The organism is Antarcticimicrobium sediminis, assembly GCF_004348975.1.
Taxonomy (GTDB): Bacteria; Pseudomonadota; Alphaproteobacteria; order Rhodobacterales; family Rhodobacteraceae; genus Antarcticimicrobium; species Antarcticimicrobium sediminis.
In genome coordinates, this window is sequence record NZ_SMFP01000005.1 from 21669 (window position 1) to 38118 (window position 16450).

General features: G+C 63.2%; 17 protein-coding genes. 10 read left to right on the top strand and 7 right to left on the bottom strand.

The annotated features are described in order from the left end of the window. Nucleotides 1-35: 35 nt before the first annotated feature. The 4 genes from E1B25_RS09105 to E1B25_RS09120 all read left to right on the top strand — a co-directional run bounded on the left by E1B25_RS09105 (nucleotide 36) and on the right by E1B25_RS09120 (nucleotide 4067). Nucleotides 36-818 carry an ABC transporter ATP-binding protein gene (locus tag E1B25_RS09105; protein WP_132828602.1) on the top strand — a complete coding sequence of 261 codons (783 nt, stop codon included), beginning with the start codon at nucleotides 36-38 and terminating at the stop codon, nucleotides 816-818. Nucleotides 819-932: 114 nt separating this feature from the next. After that, nucleotides 933-1751, top strand: a complete 819-nt coding sequence (locus E1B25_RS09110) for an ABC transporter ATP-binding protein (RefSeq protein ID WP_132828604.1) — start codon at nucleotides 933-935, stop codon at nucleotides 1749-1751. A gap of 4 nt (nucleotides 1752-1755) precedes the next feature. Next, the gene (locus tag E1B25_RS09115; protein ID WP_132828606.1) at nucleotides 1756-2766 is read left to right on the top strand and encodes a branched-chain amino acid ABC transporter permease; all 1011 of its coding nucleotides are present in this window, start codon (nucleotides 1756-1758) and stop codon (nucleotides 2764-2766) included. Further along, entirely contained in the window at nucleotides 2763-4067 is a 1305-nt protein-coding gene (locus E1B25_RS09120) for a branched-chain amino acid ABC transporter permease (protein WP_132828608.1), read from the top strand. Before E1B25_RS09115 ends, E1B25_RS09120 begins: the two co-directional genes overlap by 4 nt. 70 nt (nucleotides 4068-4137) lie before the next feature. Here E1B25_RS09120 and E1B25_RS09125 read toward each other — a convergent pair whose 3' ends face one another. Then, on the bottom strand, nucleotides 4138-5685 hold the full coding sequence (locus E1B25_RS09125; RefSeq protein ID WP_132828988.1) for a helicase HerA-like domain-containing protein: 1548 nt from the start codon (nucleotides 5683-5685) through the stop codon (nucleotides 4138-4140). Between the two features lie 467 nt (nucleotides 5686-6152). Between E1B25_RS09125 and E1B25_RS09130 the strand changes: the two genes are divergently transcribed. Then, nucleotides 6153-6767, top strand: coding sequence for an invasion associated locus B family protein (locus tag E1B25_RS09130; RefSeq protein ID WP_132828609.1), 615 nt, complete (start codon nucleotides 6153-6155; stop codon nucleotides 6765-6767). 126 nt (nucleotides 6768-6893) lie between these two features. Here E1B25_RS09130 and E1B25_RS09135 read toward each other — a convergent pair whose 3' ends face one another. From E1B25_RS09135 to E1B25_RS09150, 4 genes are read right to left on the bottom strand one after another with little or no spacing between them, the layout of a single operon-like run. Next, on the bottom strand, nucleotides 6894-8102 hold the full coding sequence (locus tag E1B25_RS09135) for a beta-ketoacyl-[acyl-carrier-protein] synthase family protein (RefSeq protein WP_132828611.1): 1209 nt from the start codon (nucleotides 8100-8102) through the stop codon (nucleotides 6894-6896). A gap of 24 nt (nucleotides 8103-8126) precedes the next feature. Further along, entirely contained in the window at nucleotides 8127-8384 is a 258-nt protein-coding gene (locus E1B25_RS09140) for an acyl carrier protein (RefSeq protein ID WP_132828613.1), read from the bottom strand. Nucleotides 8385-8416: 32 nt separating this feature from the next. Continuing rightward, a complete protein-coding gene (gene lpxD / locus E1B25_RS09145; RefSeq protein WP_132828615.1) occupies nucleotides 8417-9508 on the bottom strand; it encodes a UDP-3-O-(3-hydroxymyristoyl)glucosamine N-acyltransferase in 1092 nt (363 codons plus the stop codon). Nucleotides 9509-9545: 37 nt separating this feature from the next. Further along, entirely contained in the window at nucleotides 9546-11159 is a 1614-nt protein-coding gene (locus E1B25_RS09150) for a L,D-transpeptidase family protein (RefSeq protein ID WP_132828617.1), read from the bottom strand. A gap of 371 nt (nucleotides 11160-11530) precedes the next feature. Here E1B25_RS09150 and mepK point away from each other — a divergent pair, with 371 nt between their 5' ends. The 5 genes from mepK to E1B25_RS09180 all read left to right on the top strand — a co-directional run bounded on the left by mepK (nucleotide 11531) and on the right by E1B25_RS09180 (nucleotide 14858). Continuing rightward, nucleotides 11531-12100 (top strand): peptidoglycan L,D-endopeptidase MepK, encoded by a 570-nt coding sequence (mepK, locus tag E1B25_RS09160; RefSeq protein WP_132828621.1) that lies wholly within the window; start codon nucleotides 11531-11533, stop codon nucleotides 12098-12100. 354 nt (nucleotides 12101-12454) lie between these two features. Next, a complete protein-coding gene (locus E1B25_RS09165) occupies nucleotides 12455-13093 on the top strand; it encodes a MotA/TolQ/ExbB proton channel family protein (RefSeq protein ID WP_245510668.1) in 639 nt (212 codons plus the stop codon). A 2-nt stretch (nucleotides 13094-13095) separates the two neighbouring features. Then, the gene (locus tag E1B25_RS09170) at nucleotides 13096-13473 is read left to right on the top strand and encodes an ExbD/TolR family protein (RefSeq protein ID WP_132828625.1); all 378 of its coding nucleotides are present in this window, start codon (nucleotides 13096-13098) and stop codon (nucleotides 13471-13473) included. A gap of 3 nt (nucleotides 13474-13476) precedes the next feature. Beyond that, nucleotides 13477-13857, top strand: coding sequence for a biopolymer transporter ExbD (locus E1B25_RS09175; RefSeq protein WP_132828627.1), 381 nt, complete (start codon nucleotides 13477-13479; stop codon nucleotides 13855-13857). Continuing rightward, nucleotides 13854-14858 (top strand): energy transducer TonB family protein, encoded by a 1005-nt coding sequence (locus E1B25_RS09180; protein WP_132828629.1) that lies wholly within the window; start codon nucleotides 13854-13856, stop codon nucleotides 14856-14858. The genes E1B25_RS09175 and E1B25_RS09180 overlap by 4 nt, the downstream gene beginning before the upstream one ends. Here the strand turns inward: E1B25_RS09180 and E1B25_RS09185 are convergent. Further along, nucleotides 14848-15687 (bottom strand): polyphosphate kinase 2 family protein, encoded by an 840-nt coding sequence (locus E1B25_RS09185; protein ID WP_132828630.1) that lies wholly within the window; start codon nucleotides 15685-15687, stop codon nucleotides 14848-14850. The genes E1B25_RS09180 and E1B25_RS09185 overlap by 11 nt on opposite strands. Further along, nucleotides 15684-16448, bottom strand: coding sequence for a maleate cis-trans isomerase family protein (locus tag E1B25_RS09190; RefSeq protein ID WP_132828632.1), 765 nt, complete (start codon nucleotides 16446-16448; stop codon nucleotides 15684-15686). The genes E1B25_RS09185 and E1B25_RS09190 overlap by 4 nt, the downstream gene beginning before the upstream one ends. Nucleotides 16449-16450: the final 2 nt, after the last annotated feature.

Here is a 16450-nt window from a genome sequence, read left to right on the forward strand (position 1 = left end):
AGGGCAACCGTTCCACGCGAAGTTAGGGGAAGGTGATGATCGCCGTAGAGAATCTCCACAAACATTTCGGCGGGTTCCATGCGGTAGACGGCGCGTCGCTGGAAATCGCCGAAGGGTCCATTACCGGGCTGATCGGTCCGAACGGGGCCGGAAAAACCACGCTTTTCAATGTGATCGCCGGTGTGCTTCCGCCCACCTCTGGCCGTGTCACCATGGCGGGCGAAGACATCACCGGACTGCCGCCGCATCAGCTGTTCCACAAGGGGCTGTTGCGGACGTTTCAGATCGCGCATGAGTTCGGCTCGATGAGTTGCCGGGAAAACCTGATGATGGTTCCTGCCGCGCAATCGGGCGAAACGCTGTGGAACACCTGGTTCGGGCGCAAACGCATCGCCGAGGAGGAACGCGCGTTGCGGGCCAAGGCCGACGAGGTGCTGGAGTTCCTGACCATCGAACATCTGGCCGACCAACAGGCGGGCCAGATCTCGGGCGGGCAGAAAAAGCTGCTGGAACTGGGCCGCACCATGATGGTCGACGCCAAAATCGTCTTTCTAGACGAGGTCGGCGCCGGGGTGAACCGCACCCTGCTGAACACGATCGGCGATGCCATCATCCGGCTGAACAAGGAACGAGGCTATACCTTTGTGGTGATCGAACACGATATGGATTTCATCGGCCGCCTTTGCGATCCGGTGATCTGCATGGCCGAGGGCAAGGTTCTGGCCAAGGGCAGCCTGGACGAGATCAAGGCCAATGAGCACGTGATCGAGGCCTATCTGGGCACCGGCCTGAAGAACAAGGACAAGATCGACGCCTGACCGGCGGATGGTCGCACAAGAAGAACCGAAACCGGAAGAACCGAAAAGAGAACGTGAAAACAGCGTTCCGATGGGGGTTAGCATGATCAGACAACCGAACCTCAGGGTGTCCCGATGAGCGGCGGCTATGAAAACCGCAGCAACAAGGACGCGACCATCACCAATACGGTGGGCAAGGGCGAGTTCGACCCGCATCCCGGCACCGGGCACCCGATGGACACGGCCGAGGCCTTTCTGGTCGGCGACAGCATGACCGGCGGCTATGGCAAGGGGCCAGACATCCTGCACGATTGCACCCTTTCGGTGAACCCGGGTGAAATTGCGGTGATCGTGGGGCCCAACGGCGCCGGGAAATCCACCGCGATGAAGGCGGTTTTCGGCATGTTGGATTTGCGTCAGGGCTCGGTCCGGCTGGATGGTGAGGATATCACCAACCTCAGCCCGCAAGACCGGGTGGTTCGGGGCATGGGGTTTGTGCCGCAGAACAACAACATCTTTACCTCGTTGACGGTTGAGGAAAATCTGGAAATGGGGGCGTTTATCCGCCGCGATGATTTCCGCGAGACGCTTGCCCAGATCTATGACCTGTTCCCGATCCTCAAGGACAAGCGCCGTCAGGCTGCCGGAGAACTGTCGGGCGGCCAGCGTCAACAGGTGGCGGTGGGGCGCGCGCTGATGACCCAGCCCAAGGTCTTGATGCTGGATGAACCGACCGCCGGAGTCAGCCCCATCGTGATGGACGAGCTGTTCGACCGGATCATCGAAGTCTCGCGCACCGGGATCCCGATCCTGATGGTCGAACAGAATGCCCGCCAAGCGCTTGAGATTGCCGATCGCGGCTATGTTCTGGTGCAGGGTGCCAATGCCTATACCGGCACCGGGAAACAGCTTTTGGCCGATCCCGACGTGCGCAAGTCGTTTTTGGGAGGGTGAGCAGATGGATTTCCTGAACGCCATCGTGGCGCTGTCCAATTTCGTTCTGATCCCCGCCATCGCCTATGGCTCGCAACTGGCGCTGGGGGCGCTGGGGGTGACGCTGATCTATGGCATCCTGCGGTTTTCCAACTTTGCCCATGGCGACACCATGGCCTTTGGCTCCATGGTCACGGTTCTGGTGACCTGGTGGTTCCAGTCGATGGGGATCAGCTTTGGCCCCCTGCCCACGGCGCTGCTGGCGCTGCCCTTCGGCATTCTGGGCTGTATGGCGCTGGTGCTGATCACCGACCGGGCCGTCTATCGGTTCTATCGCGAACAAAAGGCCAAACCGGTGATCCTGGTGATCGTGTCGATGGGGGTGATGTTCATCCTGAACGGCGTTGTCCGCTTTATCATCGGGCCGGACGATCAGCGTTTTGCCGATGGTGAACGCTTCATCATTTCGGCCCGCGACTTCAAGGAAATGACGGGGTTGAGCGAGGGGCTCGCCATCAAGACCACGCAGGGCATCACCGTGGTGGTGGCTGTGGTCGCGGTGGTGCTGTTGTTCTGGTTCCTCAACCGCACCCGCACCGGAAAATCGATGCGCGCCTATTCCGACAACGAGGATCTGGCGCTGCTGTCGGGCATCAACCCCGAACGGGTGGTCATGTATACTTGGCTGATCGTGGCGGCACTGGCAACCGTGGCGGGTACGCTCTACGGCCTCGACAAAAGCTTCAAACCCTTTGTCTATTTTCAGCTTCTGCTGCCGATCTTTGCCGCGGCCATCGTCGGCGGCTTGGGCAGCCCGCTGGGCGCCATCGCCGGCGGTTTCGTCATCGCCTTTTCCGAGGTGACGATCACCTATGCGTGGAAAAAGGTTCTGGTCTATCTGCTGCCTGATGCGCTGGAGCCATCGGGGCTCGTCCAGCTGCTGAGCACCGATTACAAATTCGCGGTCAGTTTCGTGATCCTGCTGATCGTGCTGCTGTTCCGGCCCACGGGCCTGTTCCGGGGGAAATCCGTATGAGCACCACACTCAAGAACACGCTGCTGTTTGCGCTGGTCGGGGCGCTGATCCTGCTGACCGGTGTCATGCAAAGCTGGAACTCTGCCCTGTTGATCCTGAACATGGGGCTGATCTCTGCCATCATGGCGATCGGGGTCAACCTGCAATGGGGGTTTGCCGGTCTGTTCAATGTCGGCGTCATGGGCTTTGTCGCCCTTGGCGGACTGGCGGTGGTGCTGGTGTCCGAGCCGCCGGTGACCGAAGCCTGGGCGGCCGGTGGGATGCGCATCGTGCTGGGCCTGCTGCTGGGGGCGGCCACGGTCGTGGCGGCGGTTCTGGTCAATACACGGATGCCCGCCGGCCGTTTGCGCGTGGCGGTGATGATCGCGGTCCTGATCGGCGGATTCTTTCTGTATCGCGGGGTGTTTGATCCCGGCGTTGACGCCGTGGAACAGGTGAACGCGGCCGCAAGCGGATTTCTTGGCGGGCTGGGTCTGCCGGTGTTGCTGGCCTGGCCGGCGGGCGGGCTGCTGGCCGCTGGTGCCGCCTGGCTGATCGGCAAGACCGCTCTGGGGCTGCGCTCGGACTATCTGGCGATTGCGACGCTGGGCATTGCCGAGATCATCATCGCGGTGATGAAGAACGAGGATTGGCTGGCGCGCGGGGTCAAGAACGTGGTTGGCCTGCCGCGCCCCCTGCCCTTTGAGATTGATCTGCAGAACGACCCCGGTTTCGTCGAGCGCGCGGTCTCTCTCGGGATTGACCCGGTGACCGCCTCGACGCTCTACGTCAAACTGGGGTATTCGGTGCTGTTTCTGGTGGTGCTTCTGGTGCTGCTTTGGATGGCACAAATGGCGCTGAAAAGCCCTTGGGGCCGGATGATGCGCGCGATCCGCGACAATGAGGTCGCGGCCGAGGCGATGGGCAAGGATGTCACCCGCCGCCACCTTCATGTCTTTGTTCTGGGCTCGGCCATCTGCGGCATCGCTGGCGCCATGATGACCACGCTGGACGGGCAACTGACACCGGGCAGCTATCAGCCGCTGCGCTTTACCTTCCTGGTCTGGGTGATGGTGATCGTCGGTGGATCGGGCAACAATCTGGGCGCCGTGCTGGGCGGGTTCCTGATCTGGCTGCTTTGGGTGCAGGTTGAACCGATCGGGCTGTTCCTGATGCAGGTGATGACCTCGGGTCTTGCCGAGGACAGTGCGCTGCGGGCGCATATGCTGGACAGCGCGGCGCATATGCGCCTGTTCACCATGGGGCTGATCCTGCTTCTGGTGCTGCGGTTCAGTCCGCGCGGATTGATCCCCGAAAAATAGCGAGTGTGCCCAACGCCGCAGGAAAACTGAAAATGCGGCGCCCGTTTGAACGGGCGCCGTTTTTTATCGCCTAGCGGCCTTTGAAGAAACTGCCAAGGATGCCGCGCACGATGCGTCGTCCGGTGGTGCCCTTAAGTTCCTTGATCACCGCCGAGGAAAACGCCGATCCGAAGGTGTCCGTCTGCCGCCGCTGCGGTTTTGCAGTGGAACGGTCCGCCCGGCTGCCGGAATAGCGCCGCGCCGTGTTGTATTCGCGCGCCATGGGGTCGCCGGTGGCCTCGGCCTGTTCTTCGGCCTCGCCGGCGGCCTGTGCAGCTTTGGCCGCGCGGGCGGCAAGGATTTCATAGGCGGATCGGCGGTCAAGCGCGGTGTTGTATTTCTCCGCCAACCCCGAGGTCGCCATCACCGCTGTGCGCTCCTGTGGCGTGATCGGGCCCAGATGCGACGATGGCGGCCGGATCAAGGTGCGTTCGACCACCCCCGGCGCGCCTTTGGCTTCCAACATCGAAGTGACCGCCTCGCCGACGCCGACGTCGCGAATGGCCTCTTCGGTCGAAAACCTTGGATTCTCACGATAGGTCTCGGCAGCCATCCGCAGGTTCTTACGGTCGCGCGCGGTAAAGGCGCGCAGCGCATGTTGAACGCGGTTGCCAAGCTGGCCGAGAATGTCCTCGGGGATGTCCGATGGATGTTGGCTGACGAAATAGACCCCCACCCCCTTGGACCGGATCAGGCGGGCCACCTGTTCGACCTTGTCGAGCAGCGCCTTTGGGGCATCGTCAAACAGCAGATGCGCCTCGTCAAAGAAAAACACCAGCTTGGGTTTGTCGGGATCGCCCACCTCGGGCAGTTCCTCGAACAACTCGCTGAGCAGCCAGAGCAGGCAGGTGGCGTATAGGCCGGGCGAGGCCATCAGCTTGTCAGCGGCGAGGATATTGACCATGCCGCGCCCCTGCGCGTCGGTGCGCATCAGGTCGGCAAGCTCCAGTGCCGGTTCGCCAAAGAAATGCGCCGCGCCCTGATTTTCGATCACCAGCAGCCGGCGCTGGATCGCGCCCACCGACGAGACCGAGACATTGCCATAGCGCAGCGACAGCGTGGCACGGTTCTCGCCGATCCATGTCAGCAGCGCCTGCAGATCCTTGAGATCCAGCAGCGGCAACCCTTCTTCGTCCGACAACCGGAACGCGATGTTGAGGATGCCCTCCTGCGCCTCGGACAGGTCCAGCAGACGGGACAGCAGCAGCGGCCCCATCTCGGCGACCGTGGTGCGCAGCGGGTGACCCTGCTCACCGAAGATATCCCAGAAGGTGACCGGGCTGGCCCCGTAAGCATAGCCGTCGAACCCGATCGTTTCGGCGCGCGATGTGAAGGCATCGTGCAGCTTGAAGGTCTCGGTTCCGGGTTTCGCAAGACCCGAGAGATCCCCCTTGACGTCGGACAGCACGACAGGAACCCCGGCGTTCGAAAACCCTTCGGCCAGAATTTGCAGCGTCACGGTCTTGCCGGTGCCGGTGGCCCCCGCGATCAGCCCGTGGCGGTTGGCATATTTCAGCGCCAGCCCCTGTTTGCTGCCGTAGTCCGGGCCACCACCGCCCAGAAAGACCTTGTTGTCCATGTCATTCATCTCGGGTCATCCCGTTTTGGGCCCAATCATCTTGGCCATACTTCGTTAATACCTATCTGGAATAGTGGTTTCTGCCCGGCGCGGCAACGCGGTGCCCGGGGCAATTTCCCTCCTCGTCGGAGGGGCCGCGCGGTTCTGGCGCGGCCCTTTCGCCTTAGGGTTCTGAGAAAACGCACAGAAAACAGGCAAACATGGTGCGGCATGGGAATGTTCTCACCTTTGCTGTTGACCGAATCCAGCCCCTTTCGTAACTTCGTCTTTATAAATAAGTCGGCCTGTCCGACGGGGAGAAACAAAATTACGGAAGGGGGCCGGTTCGGCCCCCTTTTTCGTGTCTCCCGCTGCGGGAAAAACGCCGGGATCGGAACATTTCCGCGCGGGACGAGCAAAGGCCACTGACAGCGATCCGGCACCGTGATAAAGCAGCGCCAGCCTGCCATTATGGAAACGGGATAAACATGTTCAAGACACTGACCACTTTCTCCGCCATCGCCCTGGCGGCGTTGACCCTCCCCGCGGTCGCGCAGGATACCGCAACAGAACAGCCTGCGGGAACAGAGCAGCCCTCGGGCGAGCAACAGCTCGATCTGGGAACGCCCGCCGATGCGAGCCCGCAACTCGGCGAACGCTATTCCAAGGAAAAAGTCGGCGACTGGGATCTGGCCTGTATAAAGACTGAAAATGAAACCGACCCCTGTTCGCTGTTGCAGATCCTGAACGACGAAAAGGGCAACCCGATGGCCGAGTTCTCGTTGTTCCGCATCGAGGGCGAGGGTCAGGCGGTGGCTGGAGCGACCGTGATCGTGCCGCTGGAAACCCTGCTGCCTGCGCAGCTGACCCTGTCGGTCGATGGCGCCCCGGGCAAACGGTACGGATATTCCTTCTGCAATCCCTATGGCTGCGTGGCGCAGATCGGTCTCACCAAAGAGGATATCGCCGCCTTCAAGGGCGGGAGCGCAGCAACGCTGGCCTTGGTGCCGGCCCCGGCCCCTGATCAACTGGTGACGCTGAAGCTGTCGCTGCAAGGCTTTACCGCCGGGTATGACAAGGTGGACGTGGTCAAGAACCGCTGATCCCACGCGACACGCGGAAGATCGAAAATATGAAAACGCCGGACGGTTTGTCCGGCGTTTTTGCGTTCTACAACCTGTTTTGCGGCACCTTGTTTTGCGGCCTGCTCGGCTGTCAGATACGCGAACTCACACCCGGCGCAGCGCCAGCACCGCGTTGAGCCCGCCAAAGGCAAAGGCGTTGCTCAGCGCCACGTCGACCTTTGCCTCGCGCGCCACGTTCGGCACCACGTCAAGCGCGCATTCGGGATCCGGTTCCTGATACCCGATGGTGGGCGCGATCACGCCGTCACGCAACGCCATGATACAGGCCAAAAGCTCTACCGCGCCGGTGCCGCCAATCAGATGGCCATGCATCGATTTGGTGGAGGAGATCATCAAATCATCCGCATGCGGTCCGAACACATCGGCGACGGCGGCGCATTCGGTCTTGTCATTGGCGGCCGTGCCGGTGCCATGGGCGTTGATATAGCCTACGGCGTCGCCATTGATCCCGGCATCGGCCAGCGCGCCCGCCATTGCCCGCGCCGCCCCCTGTTTCGAGGGCATCACGATGTCCGAGGCATCAGAGGTCATGGCAAAGCCCGCCACCTCGCACAGGATCTCGGCGCCGCGCTTGCGTGCGTGTTCATATTCCTCGAACACGAACACCCCGGCGCCCTCGCCCTGAACCATGCCATTGCGGTTGGCGCTGAACGGGCGACAGGCATCCTTGGACATCACCCGCAGCCCTTCCCACGCCTTGACGCCGCCGAAACACAGCATGGATTCCGAGCCCCCGGTGAGCATCGCCGGCGCCGCGCCAGAGCGCACCAGTTGGAACGCCAGCGACATTGCGTGGTTGGACGACGCACAGGCGGTGGACACGGTAAAGGACGGCCCCTTGAGATTGTATTGCATCGAGACGTGGCTGGCAGCCGCGTTGTTCATCAGCTTGGGCACGACAAAGGGGTGTACCCGGTTCTTGCCGTCCTCATAGACAGAGCGGTAATTGTCATCCCATGTCGAGACTCCGCCGCCGGCAGTCCCCAGAACCACGCCGGCGCGCGCCGACAGCTCGCCATGAAACTCCAACCCCGCTTGTGCGACCGCCTCTGCGGCGGCGGTCAGGGTGAATTGGGTGAAGCGATCATAAAGAGACATCTGCTGACGGTTGAACCGCCCTTCGGCCTCGAAATTGCGGACCTGCCCGCCGATCTGGATCGCGAGCCGTTCGACGTCGCGAAACTCCAACTGACCGATGCCGCAGCGTCCTTCGCGCATCGCTTCCAGCGTTTCGGGAACCGTGTGACCCAGGGCGTTGATCGTGCCAGCCCCGGTGATGACAACGCGTTTCATGTGATCAGGTCCGTTCCCGCTGTGTCAGGATTGCTCGGCAATCATTTTTTCGATCCCGGCGATGATCGCGCCGACATTGGAGATGTCGAAATCGCTTTCCTTGGGATCGTTGGCGTTGAAGGGGATCGAGATGTCGAATTCCTCTTCGATGGCAAAGATGCTCTCGACCAGCCCCAGACTGTCGATGCCCAGATCCTCCAGCGTGCTGTCGGGCGTCACGTCGGAGGGGGACAAAACAGCCTGTTCGGCTATGATGGCAATAACCTTGTCGCGAGTGCTCATAGGGGCCTCTGATCTGCTGTACTGGGGCTGATTTACTCGCTCGATCCCAGTTTGGAAACCGCCTTTTTCAGGGCTGCGACATCGCGCAGGAGGCGTGGCAAACGGCGCTGTGCCTTGTAGATTTCGGTATGGGTTTCCATCTTGACCGCCGGATAACCCATCAGAACCCGACCAGCCGGCGCGTTCGACAGGATCTTGGTGCCGCCGGCGGCAATCACCCCGTCGCCGATAAAGACATTGTCGACGACGCCGCACTGACCGCCCAGCACGACATTGTTGCCGATATCGACCGAGCCAGAGATGCCGGTCTGTCCCGCGAACAGGCAATCCTGCCCGGTGCGTACGTTGTGGCCCAGATGCACCTGGTTATCCAGCTTGCAGCCATCGCCGATCTCGGTGGCACGGATGGTCCCGCTGTCGATCGTGGCATTCGCCCCGATCTCGACATCGTCGCCGATGCGCACCGCGCCCAGCGAATGGATCCGCAGCCAGCTTTGTGCTTTTGCGCCGCCCTGATCGCCCATCGTCTTGCGCACGTTCTCGGCGCCGGACACCTCGGGCGTGACAAAGGAAAACCCGTCCGAGCCGATCCGTGCGCCCGGCTGCGCGATAAAGCGGTCACCGATATGGACCCGCGCCCCGATGCTGACCATTTCGCGCAGAAAGGCCCCCTCGCCCAGCACCGTGTCCGTGCCCACATAGCAATGCGGCCCGATCACCGACCCCGCGCCGATCTTTGCCCCCGCGCCGATCACCGTCAGCGGGCCGACGCAGACGCCGATTCCCAGTTCTGCGCTGGGGTCGATCACGGCCGAGGGGTGGATGCCGGGGCCATAGCCCTGACCGGGGTCCATCATCCGGGTCAGCCCGGCCATCGCCATGCGAGGACGCGGAGCAAGGATCGCGGCACGCAGCCCCAACGCCTGCCAGTCCGCATCTGGCCAGACCATCGCGGCACGGGCCTGTCCCTGGCTGAGCGCTTCGGCGTATTTTGGCGACATCGCCAAGGCCAGATCGTCGGGCCCGGCACTGGCGGGTTCGGCGGCGCGACGGATCTGTAACGACACGTCGCCCCGGGCTTCGGTGCCCAGGGCGCGTGCGATCTCTTCGATGGTATAGGTCATTGCGGGTCCTGCGAACTGATCTACTTTGGACCCGTGCTTACCCCTGAACCGTGCCCAGGGCCACCCCGGCCTGATTGAGCGCATCCCAGATCTTGGCATCGCGTCCATAGACGTCGCGGCGGAACTCTGCCCGGCCCTGCTCGTTGGTAAAAGCGGTGCGATAGATGATGTGCACCGGCAGCGGCGTTTCCAGTTCGACCTTGGTTTCCACGCCGGTCTTCAGGATCGACTGGAACAGGCCCTGCGGATCATCGCTCTGCGCGGCGAGCAGGGCATAGGCGAACTCGAACGGTTCCTGCAGCCGGATGCAGCCATGGGAGAATGCGCGCACTTCGCGGTTGAACAGGCTTTTCTGCGGGGTGTCATGCAGGTAGATATTATAACGGTTCGGGAACATGAATTTCACCAAACCCAGCGCGTTGCGCGACGACGGTGGCTGGCGCATGTCGAACGGGAAAGAGTTCCCGGTATATTGCGAGAAATCGGCATTCGCCCGGTTCACCCGACGGCCACGGCTGTCGGTGATGATCAGATGGCCGGCGGCCCCGGGGTTGTTGCGCAGCTTGGGCAGGTATTCCTTGACGATGATCGAGCGCGGGATGTGCCAGCTCGGGTTGATGATCATGTGCTCCATCTCGTCAGAGAATTCCGGGCTGCGCCGGTCCGGCACGTTTTTCCCCACCACCGAGCGCGTCTCAAAGGTGACGCGGCCATGGTCGATGATCTTGGCGGAGAAATCGGTCTGGTTCACCCAGATGTGGCGCTCGCCGCGATCACGGTTCATCCAGCGTTCGCGCTCCATGGCCACGATCACCGATTTCAGCCGTTCTTGCACCGGTTTGTTGATCTCGCTCAGGGTGCCGCCGCCAGCGACGCCATCGGCCAGCAGCCCGTGGGCGAGTTGGAATTTCCGCACCGCCTGCTCCAGTGGCTTGTCATAGGTGCGCGTCGCGCTGCGTTGGAGGTAGCCCATCGCAACCAGACGGTCGCGCAGTGCAATCACTGCGGTTCCGGTATCGCCCGGTTCCAGTTTGCTGCCCGGCACGGTGGGGGCCCAGCCGCCGAGGGCGATCAGATGTTCAAAGCGCAGCTTTTCTTTCATCAGCGCGCGGTATTCGGCCGTCACCGGCGGCAAAGCCCGCAAATAGGCCTGCGGCGCGCTGTCAGCGAATTCGGTCAGATAGGCGGTCCGGTCATGCAGCGGCACCTTGCGCTTGATCCCGTCGTCAATCTTGGACGGGGTCAGCAAGCCGGTCTGCACGTCCTTGGCATAGGTGACAAAAGCGCGGCTCATCGCGACCTCGACCTCGCCCAGATCGCGGGTGGTGCGCACGGCGGCCATGCGCGCCTTAAGCGCCGCGACCCCATATCTTGCCTCGGGGAGCCCATGGACCGAGACGCCTGACAGCGCGTCGAGCAGCGCCGCGCGCCGGGTGCGCGCCATTTCCCCTTCGGCGGTCCAGATCGGCTGGTAATCGCGTTGGCGATAGAAGGCTGCGATGCTGTCATCGTCCGCTGCAGCCTCAGCAACCGCCTGTTTGAAGGCGGTGACTTGCGCCTGTGCGGGGGCAGTAACGGAAAACGTCAGCCCCAGTGCGCAGGCGGCCGCGAACAGCGTGGCACGGAGCGGAAACCGGATCGTCATTGTCATTTTGGCGTCCCTGATAACGTCGGAAAAATGTGTCTTTGCAATGGTTACGCCATCACTGTCTCTGCGCCAATGTACAATGTCCATTCACAATTCCTCTATCGGTCCTCTATCGGGGATTCTCTGGTACAGGTGCGGCGTGGCGGCATCTGTACCAGCGATGGCGCGGATCGAATTGTGGAATTTTGGGGCGGAATTCCCCCTTTTGCGCAAAAAATTGCCGAAAATCGGGTGCATGACAGGGTTGAAATATTCCGTGCTTGGCAGTCGAATCGTCTTATGGCATGCAGTCTGCATCTGGGGATGGATAAAAATCGTGTGCATAACATTGCGCGCTGGCAGGACGAAATTAGCGTACGGGACAACGCAGACCAATGGCAGATATGAACGGATCGGGAATTTCCCGGCGCTTTCTTTTGGGCGCATTCGCGGCAACCGCAGTAGTGGCAGCCCCAACATATTCCAGCGCAGCTGGTTTTCTTCGCGGCAGCGGTGATATTCGCAAGCTGAAGATGTACTCGGGCCGCACAGGCGAGCGGCTTGATATGATCTACTGGATCGACGGCGACTACATCAAGGACGCGGTCAAAGAGATCAACCACTTCATGCGCGACTGGCGCACGGATCAGATCAAGTCGATCGATCTGCGCACACTCGATATCATGGCAGCCTCGCATAACCTGCTTGATGTCAGCGAACCCTATCTGATGCTGTCGGGCTATCGCAGCCCGCAGACCAACGCGATGTTGCGCAGCCGCTCGCGCGGGGTCGCCAAGAATTCTCTGCACATGAAGGGTCAGGCCGCCGACCTGCGTCTGGGCTCCCGCAGCGTCAACCAGATAGCCAAGGCGGCGCTGGCTTGTCATAGCGGCGGTGTCGGGCGCTATTCGCGGTCGAACTTCGTCCATATGGATTGCGGCGTGGTGCGGACCTGGGGGGCCTGATCCCCTTTCGCAATTGACGTCTGTTCCGATGAACTGCCCCCGCCGTCACGCGGGGGCTTTTTCATGTTCGCTCTCCGCGATGGCATGACGCAGCTGCCGGTCCCGACGCCGCCCTTTACGGGACTGTCCGCCACATCGTAAAGAGTGGCAGACAGCCACGCCCTCGCCGACGACATCAGCAGACAGGACGCTTGCCAGATGATCACGATCCGCACCTTGATCTCCCGCCTCTGTTTGGTGGCCTGCGCCACACCCGCCGTCGCGCAAGAGGGCGCAATAGAGACAAGCACGCCGCTGTTTGGTGCCCCCGTCGCTTCCCCTGAGCCCCCCGTAACGGCCCTTGAATCGATCCCGTTGCCACAATTTCTGGTCGATGGCGGGCCGGTAATCTGGGCGATTTCCGCGCTGTCGATCATCACCCTTGCCATCATTTTGTGGAAGACCTGGGGCCTGGCCCGTGCCGGGGCCTGGCGCAAGGGCCATGCGCGCGACGCGGTGGCCGCCTATGAGCGGGGCGAGCGCGCCATGGCCGAGCAGATCCTGGCCCAAGGCGGCGGGCCGCGCTCGACCGTGGTGCGCGCCGCCGTAACCGGACGCGCCACCAAGCCCGACGCCCTTGCGCGCGAAGATACCCTGCGCGTGGCCCGCAATGAACTGGCCGAGGCCGCCACCGGTCTGAGGGCCTTGGAACTGATCGCCACCATCGCGCCGCTGCTGGGGCTGCTTGGCACCGTTCTGGGCATGATCGCGGCATTTCAGGCGTTGCAGGACAGCGGGGCGCGCGCCGATCCCGGGCAGTTGGCTGGCGGCATATGGGAGGCGTTGCTGACCACCGCCGCCGGCATGGCCGTGGCGATCCCGGCCTCGGCCGCCCTGACATGGTTCGAGGCGGTGATCGACCGCATGCGCCGCGATATCGAGGATGCGGTGACGCGGATCTTTGTCGCCCGCCCGCCCGAGGAGGCCGCCGATCTGACACGGGCCGCCGAATAACCATGCAAGAGCTGGCCCCGCCCCGAAGATCCAGGCGCCCCAGTCTGACGCCGATGATCGACGTCGTTTTCCTGTTGCTGGTTTTCTTCATGCTGGCTTCGCGCTTTGGCGTCGAACAGGTGATACCGCTGCCGCTTGTCGGCGGCGGTGAAAGCTATTCCGGCCCGCCGCGTCTGGTTGACATCGGTGCTGACGGGCTGCGTCTGAACGGGCGAGAGATTGCCCTTGAGGCGTTGATCGCGGCGCTGGCCCCTTTGATGACTACGGCAGAGGATACCATCGTGCTGCGCGGCGGCGCGGGGGCGTCGTTGCAGGATGTGGTGTCGGTCGCCGACCGGTTGCGCGCGGTGGGCTATTCCACCCTTGTTCTGGTGGAATAACCGATGCTGCTTGCCCCCCCGCGCCGCAGCCCACCCCGTGAATCGGTTGTTCCGATGATCAACGTGGTGTTTCTGCTGCTGGTGTTCTTCCTGATGACATCGCAGATCGCGCCGCCCGACCCGGTCGAAGTCGCACCGCCAATTTCGGTCGGGGGGGCACCTGTCGATCATGGCACACGCCTGTTCGTCGGGGCGGACGGCGTCGCGCGCTTGGACGGGATCAGCGGTGATGCGGCCCTGGCGGCGCTGGCCGCGCGGGATCCTGCCGCTGGCCCGGTGATCCTGGCCGCCGATGCCGAGGTGCCCGCTGCCACCATCGCCCGGTTGATGGCGCAGTTGGCCGGGCTGGGTCTGGCCCGGGTCGAGATGTCGGTGCAGCCGTGACGGGCGCTCTGGCGGAAAAGGTGGCGTTTGGTTTGATCGCGGCGGGGCTGCATGTGCTGGCCTTTGCCGCGCTGCCCGGAACCGGGGCGCAAACGCAGGGGGCGGGCGGCGACGGGCGCATCACCCTGCAAGGGGCCACGCCGCAGATCGAAGCGATGGTCGCCGCTTGGACCGCCCCGCCTGAAACGGCGCAGCCGGTTACGCTGGAGCAACCGATCCCACCAGCCATGGAGACCGCAGAGCCTGACCTGGCGCAGGCCACGCCGGAACCGATCCCAACGCGCCCTGTCCCGACGCAGCCTGAAAGGCCAACCGCTCCCAGCGCCCCGGATGCCGCGCAACTCCCGCTGCCACGCCCGATACCGACCCCGCCAATGGCTGATGCACTCGCCCTGCCCGCGCCGCAACCGGACCCCGCGACGATGGACCGCCCCGAGATCGCCGCGCCATCGCCGGTCCTCTCGTCCCGTCAACGCAGTGCCCCGACACCAGAGGCCCCGCCCGCGCCGGTGACGCCACGCGCGCCGGACCTGGCCGAGGCGCGCCAGCTGCCGCCGCCCCCACCTGCACCGCCAAAACCGCGTGAGATCGCCCCCCCCAAACCCGCCCAACAGGCATCAGCGGCGGTGCAATCGCAACAGGCAGCGGGGCGCGGTGGTGGAGCGCAGGCGGGAAACGGCAACAGATCGGATCGCGCAGCGCTGAGCCCGGGCCAGCGCAACAGCCTGATTGCCGCATGGGGCGCGCAGATCACCAACCGCATCGAACGCACCAAACGGGCGCCGCGCGGGCTGCGCAAAGGCGGGCGCGTGGTGCTGCGCCTGCAGGTCAGCCGCGCGGGGCAATTGCAATCGGTCTCGGTGCGGCAAAGCTCGGGCAATGCAGAGCTGGATGCCGCCGCAATCCGCGCGGTGCGCCGCGCCAAACGCTTTCCCGCCGCACCAGAGGGGCTGAACAAACCCTTCTACAGCTTTTCCCTGCCGGTGCGGTTCAACGACTGACCGGCGGCGGCCCCTTGCGCAGCGCCTCGTAAAGATCCGGCTCTAGATCAAGCTGCGCCTCGGCTTCTTTCAGCAGCCGTTCCTCGACCCGAGGCGGGGTCAGATCCACACCCTGTGACAGGGTGTCCAGAATGGTCTGCATCGCGGTCACGCGGGCGTATTTCTTTTGATTGGCCGGAATCAGATGCCACGGCGCCTGCTCGGTCGAGGTCTTTTCGAACATCTCGTTCGCGGCTTCCACGCTTTCGCTCCAATGGGCACGGTTACGGAAATCCTCATAGGAAAGTTTCCAGCGTTTCATCGGGTTGCGTAGCCGCTCTTCAAACCGCCGGGTCTGCTCCTTGGGCGAGATGTGAAAGAACAGTTTGACCAATCGCACACCGTCATCGGCCAGCATCTGTTCAAAGGTGTTGATCTCATCATAGGCGGCGCGCCAGCGGGATTCCGGCGTCAGCGCCTCGACCCGTTCGACCAAAACCCGCCCATACCACGATCGGTCAAACACCGAGATCGCGCCCTCGGGCGGCAGCCGCTCCATGAACCGCAACAGATAGTGGCGCTCCTTGTAATAGTCGCGCGGGGCCCCAATCGGCCAGACCTTGAACCCGCGCGGATCGAAGGCCTGCGACAGCCGCCGGATCGTGCCCCCCTTGCCTGCGGCATCCCAACCTTCAAAGACGATCACCGCCTTGTTGCCGGAATGCAGATAGGCCTGTTGTATCTGCGAGAGCTTGAGTTGCAGCGCGCAAAGCCTGTCCTCATAGGCCCCTTTCCCGATCCGCAGCGAGAGATCGGCCTTGTCCAGATTGGGGGGGGAGCTTTGTATCATGTGAGGGCAGCCTTTCGCGAGGGTGAGGTCAGGACGCAGTCCAGCGTGAGGCCCGAGGCCCCGCTTAACCGTAGCATATGCCAGGCCAGAACAAGATTGCTGGACAGCACCGGCAGCCCGATTTCGCGCTCCAGCGTGGGAACGACGGGCAAGGTGTTGAGATTGGTACAAGACAGAAACAAAGCATCGACTGGCGAGACTGGCGCGGCCGGGGCCAGCGCGCGTGCTGCCCGTGCCACCGACCCCGGGGTGATCCGCGCGACGCGGGCCTCTTCGGCCTCGTTGAAACTGCCAAAGACCGGGGTTTCGATCCCGTGGTGCGACAGCACCGCCCGCAACCTCTCCGAGACGGTATCGACATAGGGCGACAGCAGAGCCAGCCGATGCAGCCCAAGCGCGCGGCAGGCCGCGACAAGGGCGCTGACCGGCTCGCTCACATGGGTGCAGCGCGCGCCATTTCGCAGGCCGCTGGCCACACGGTCGGGGCCGATTTGCGCGGCGCCCGAGGTGCAGCCATAGCCGATCACGTCGAAGTCGACCGTGCCGGGCAGTAGCGCCGCTGCTTGTGGCAGGTCGGCTTCCATCTGCGCCAAGGTCTGCGGCGTCACATCCCGCCCGCTGGGAATCCGCGTCACCATCAGGTCGACCGACGCGGGCAAAAGCTGTCGGAAATCCGCCTCGATCCGCTCATCGACCTGAAGCGCGACAAGACCAAGCGTGGGACGGCTGCGCGGTTCGGTATCGAACGAAAAGACCTGCATGT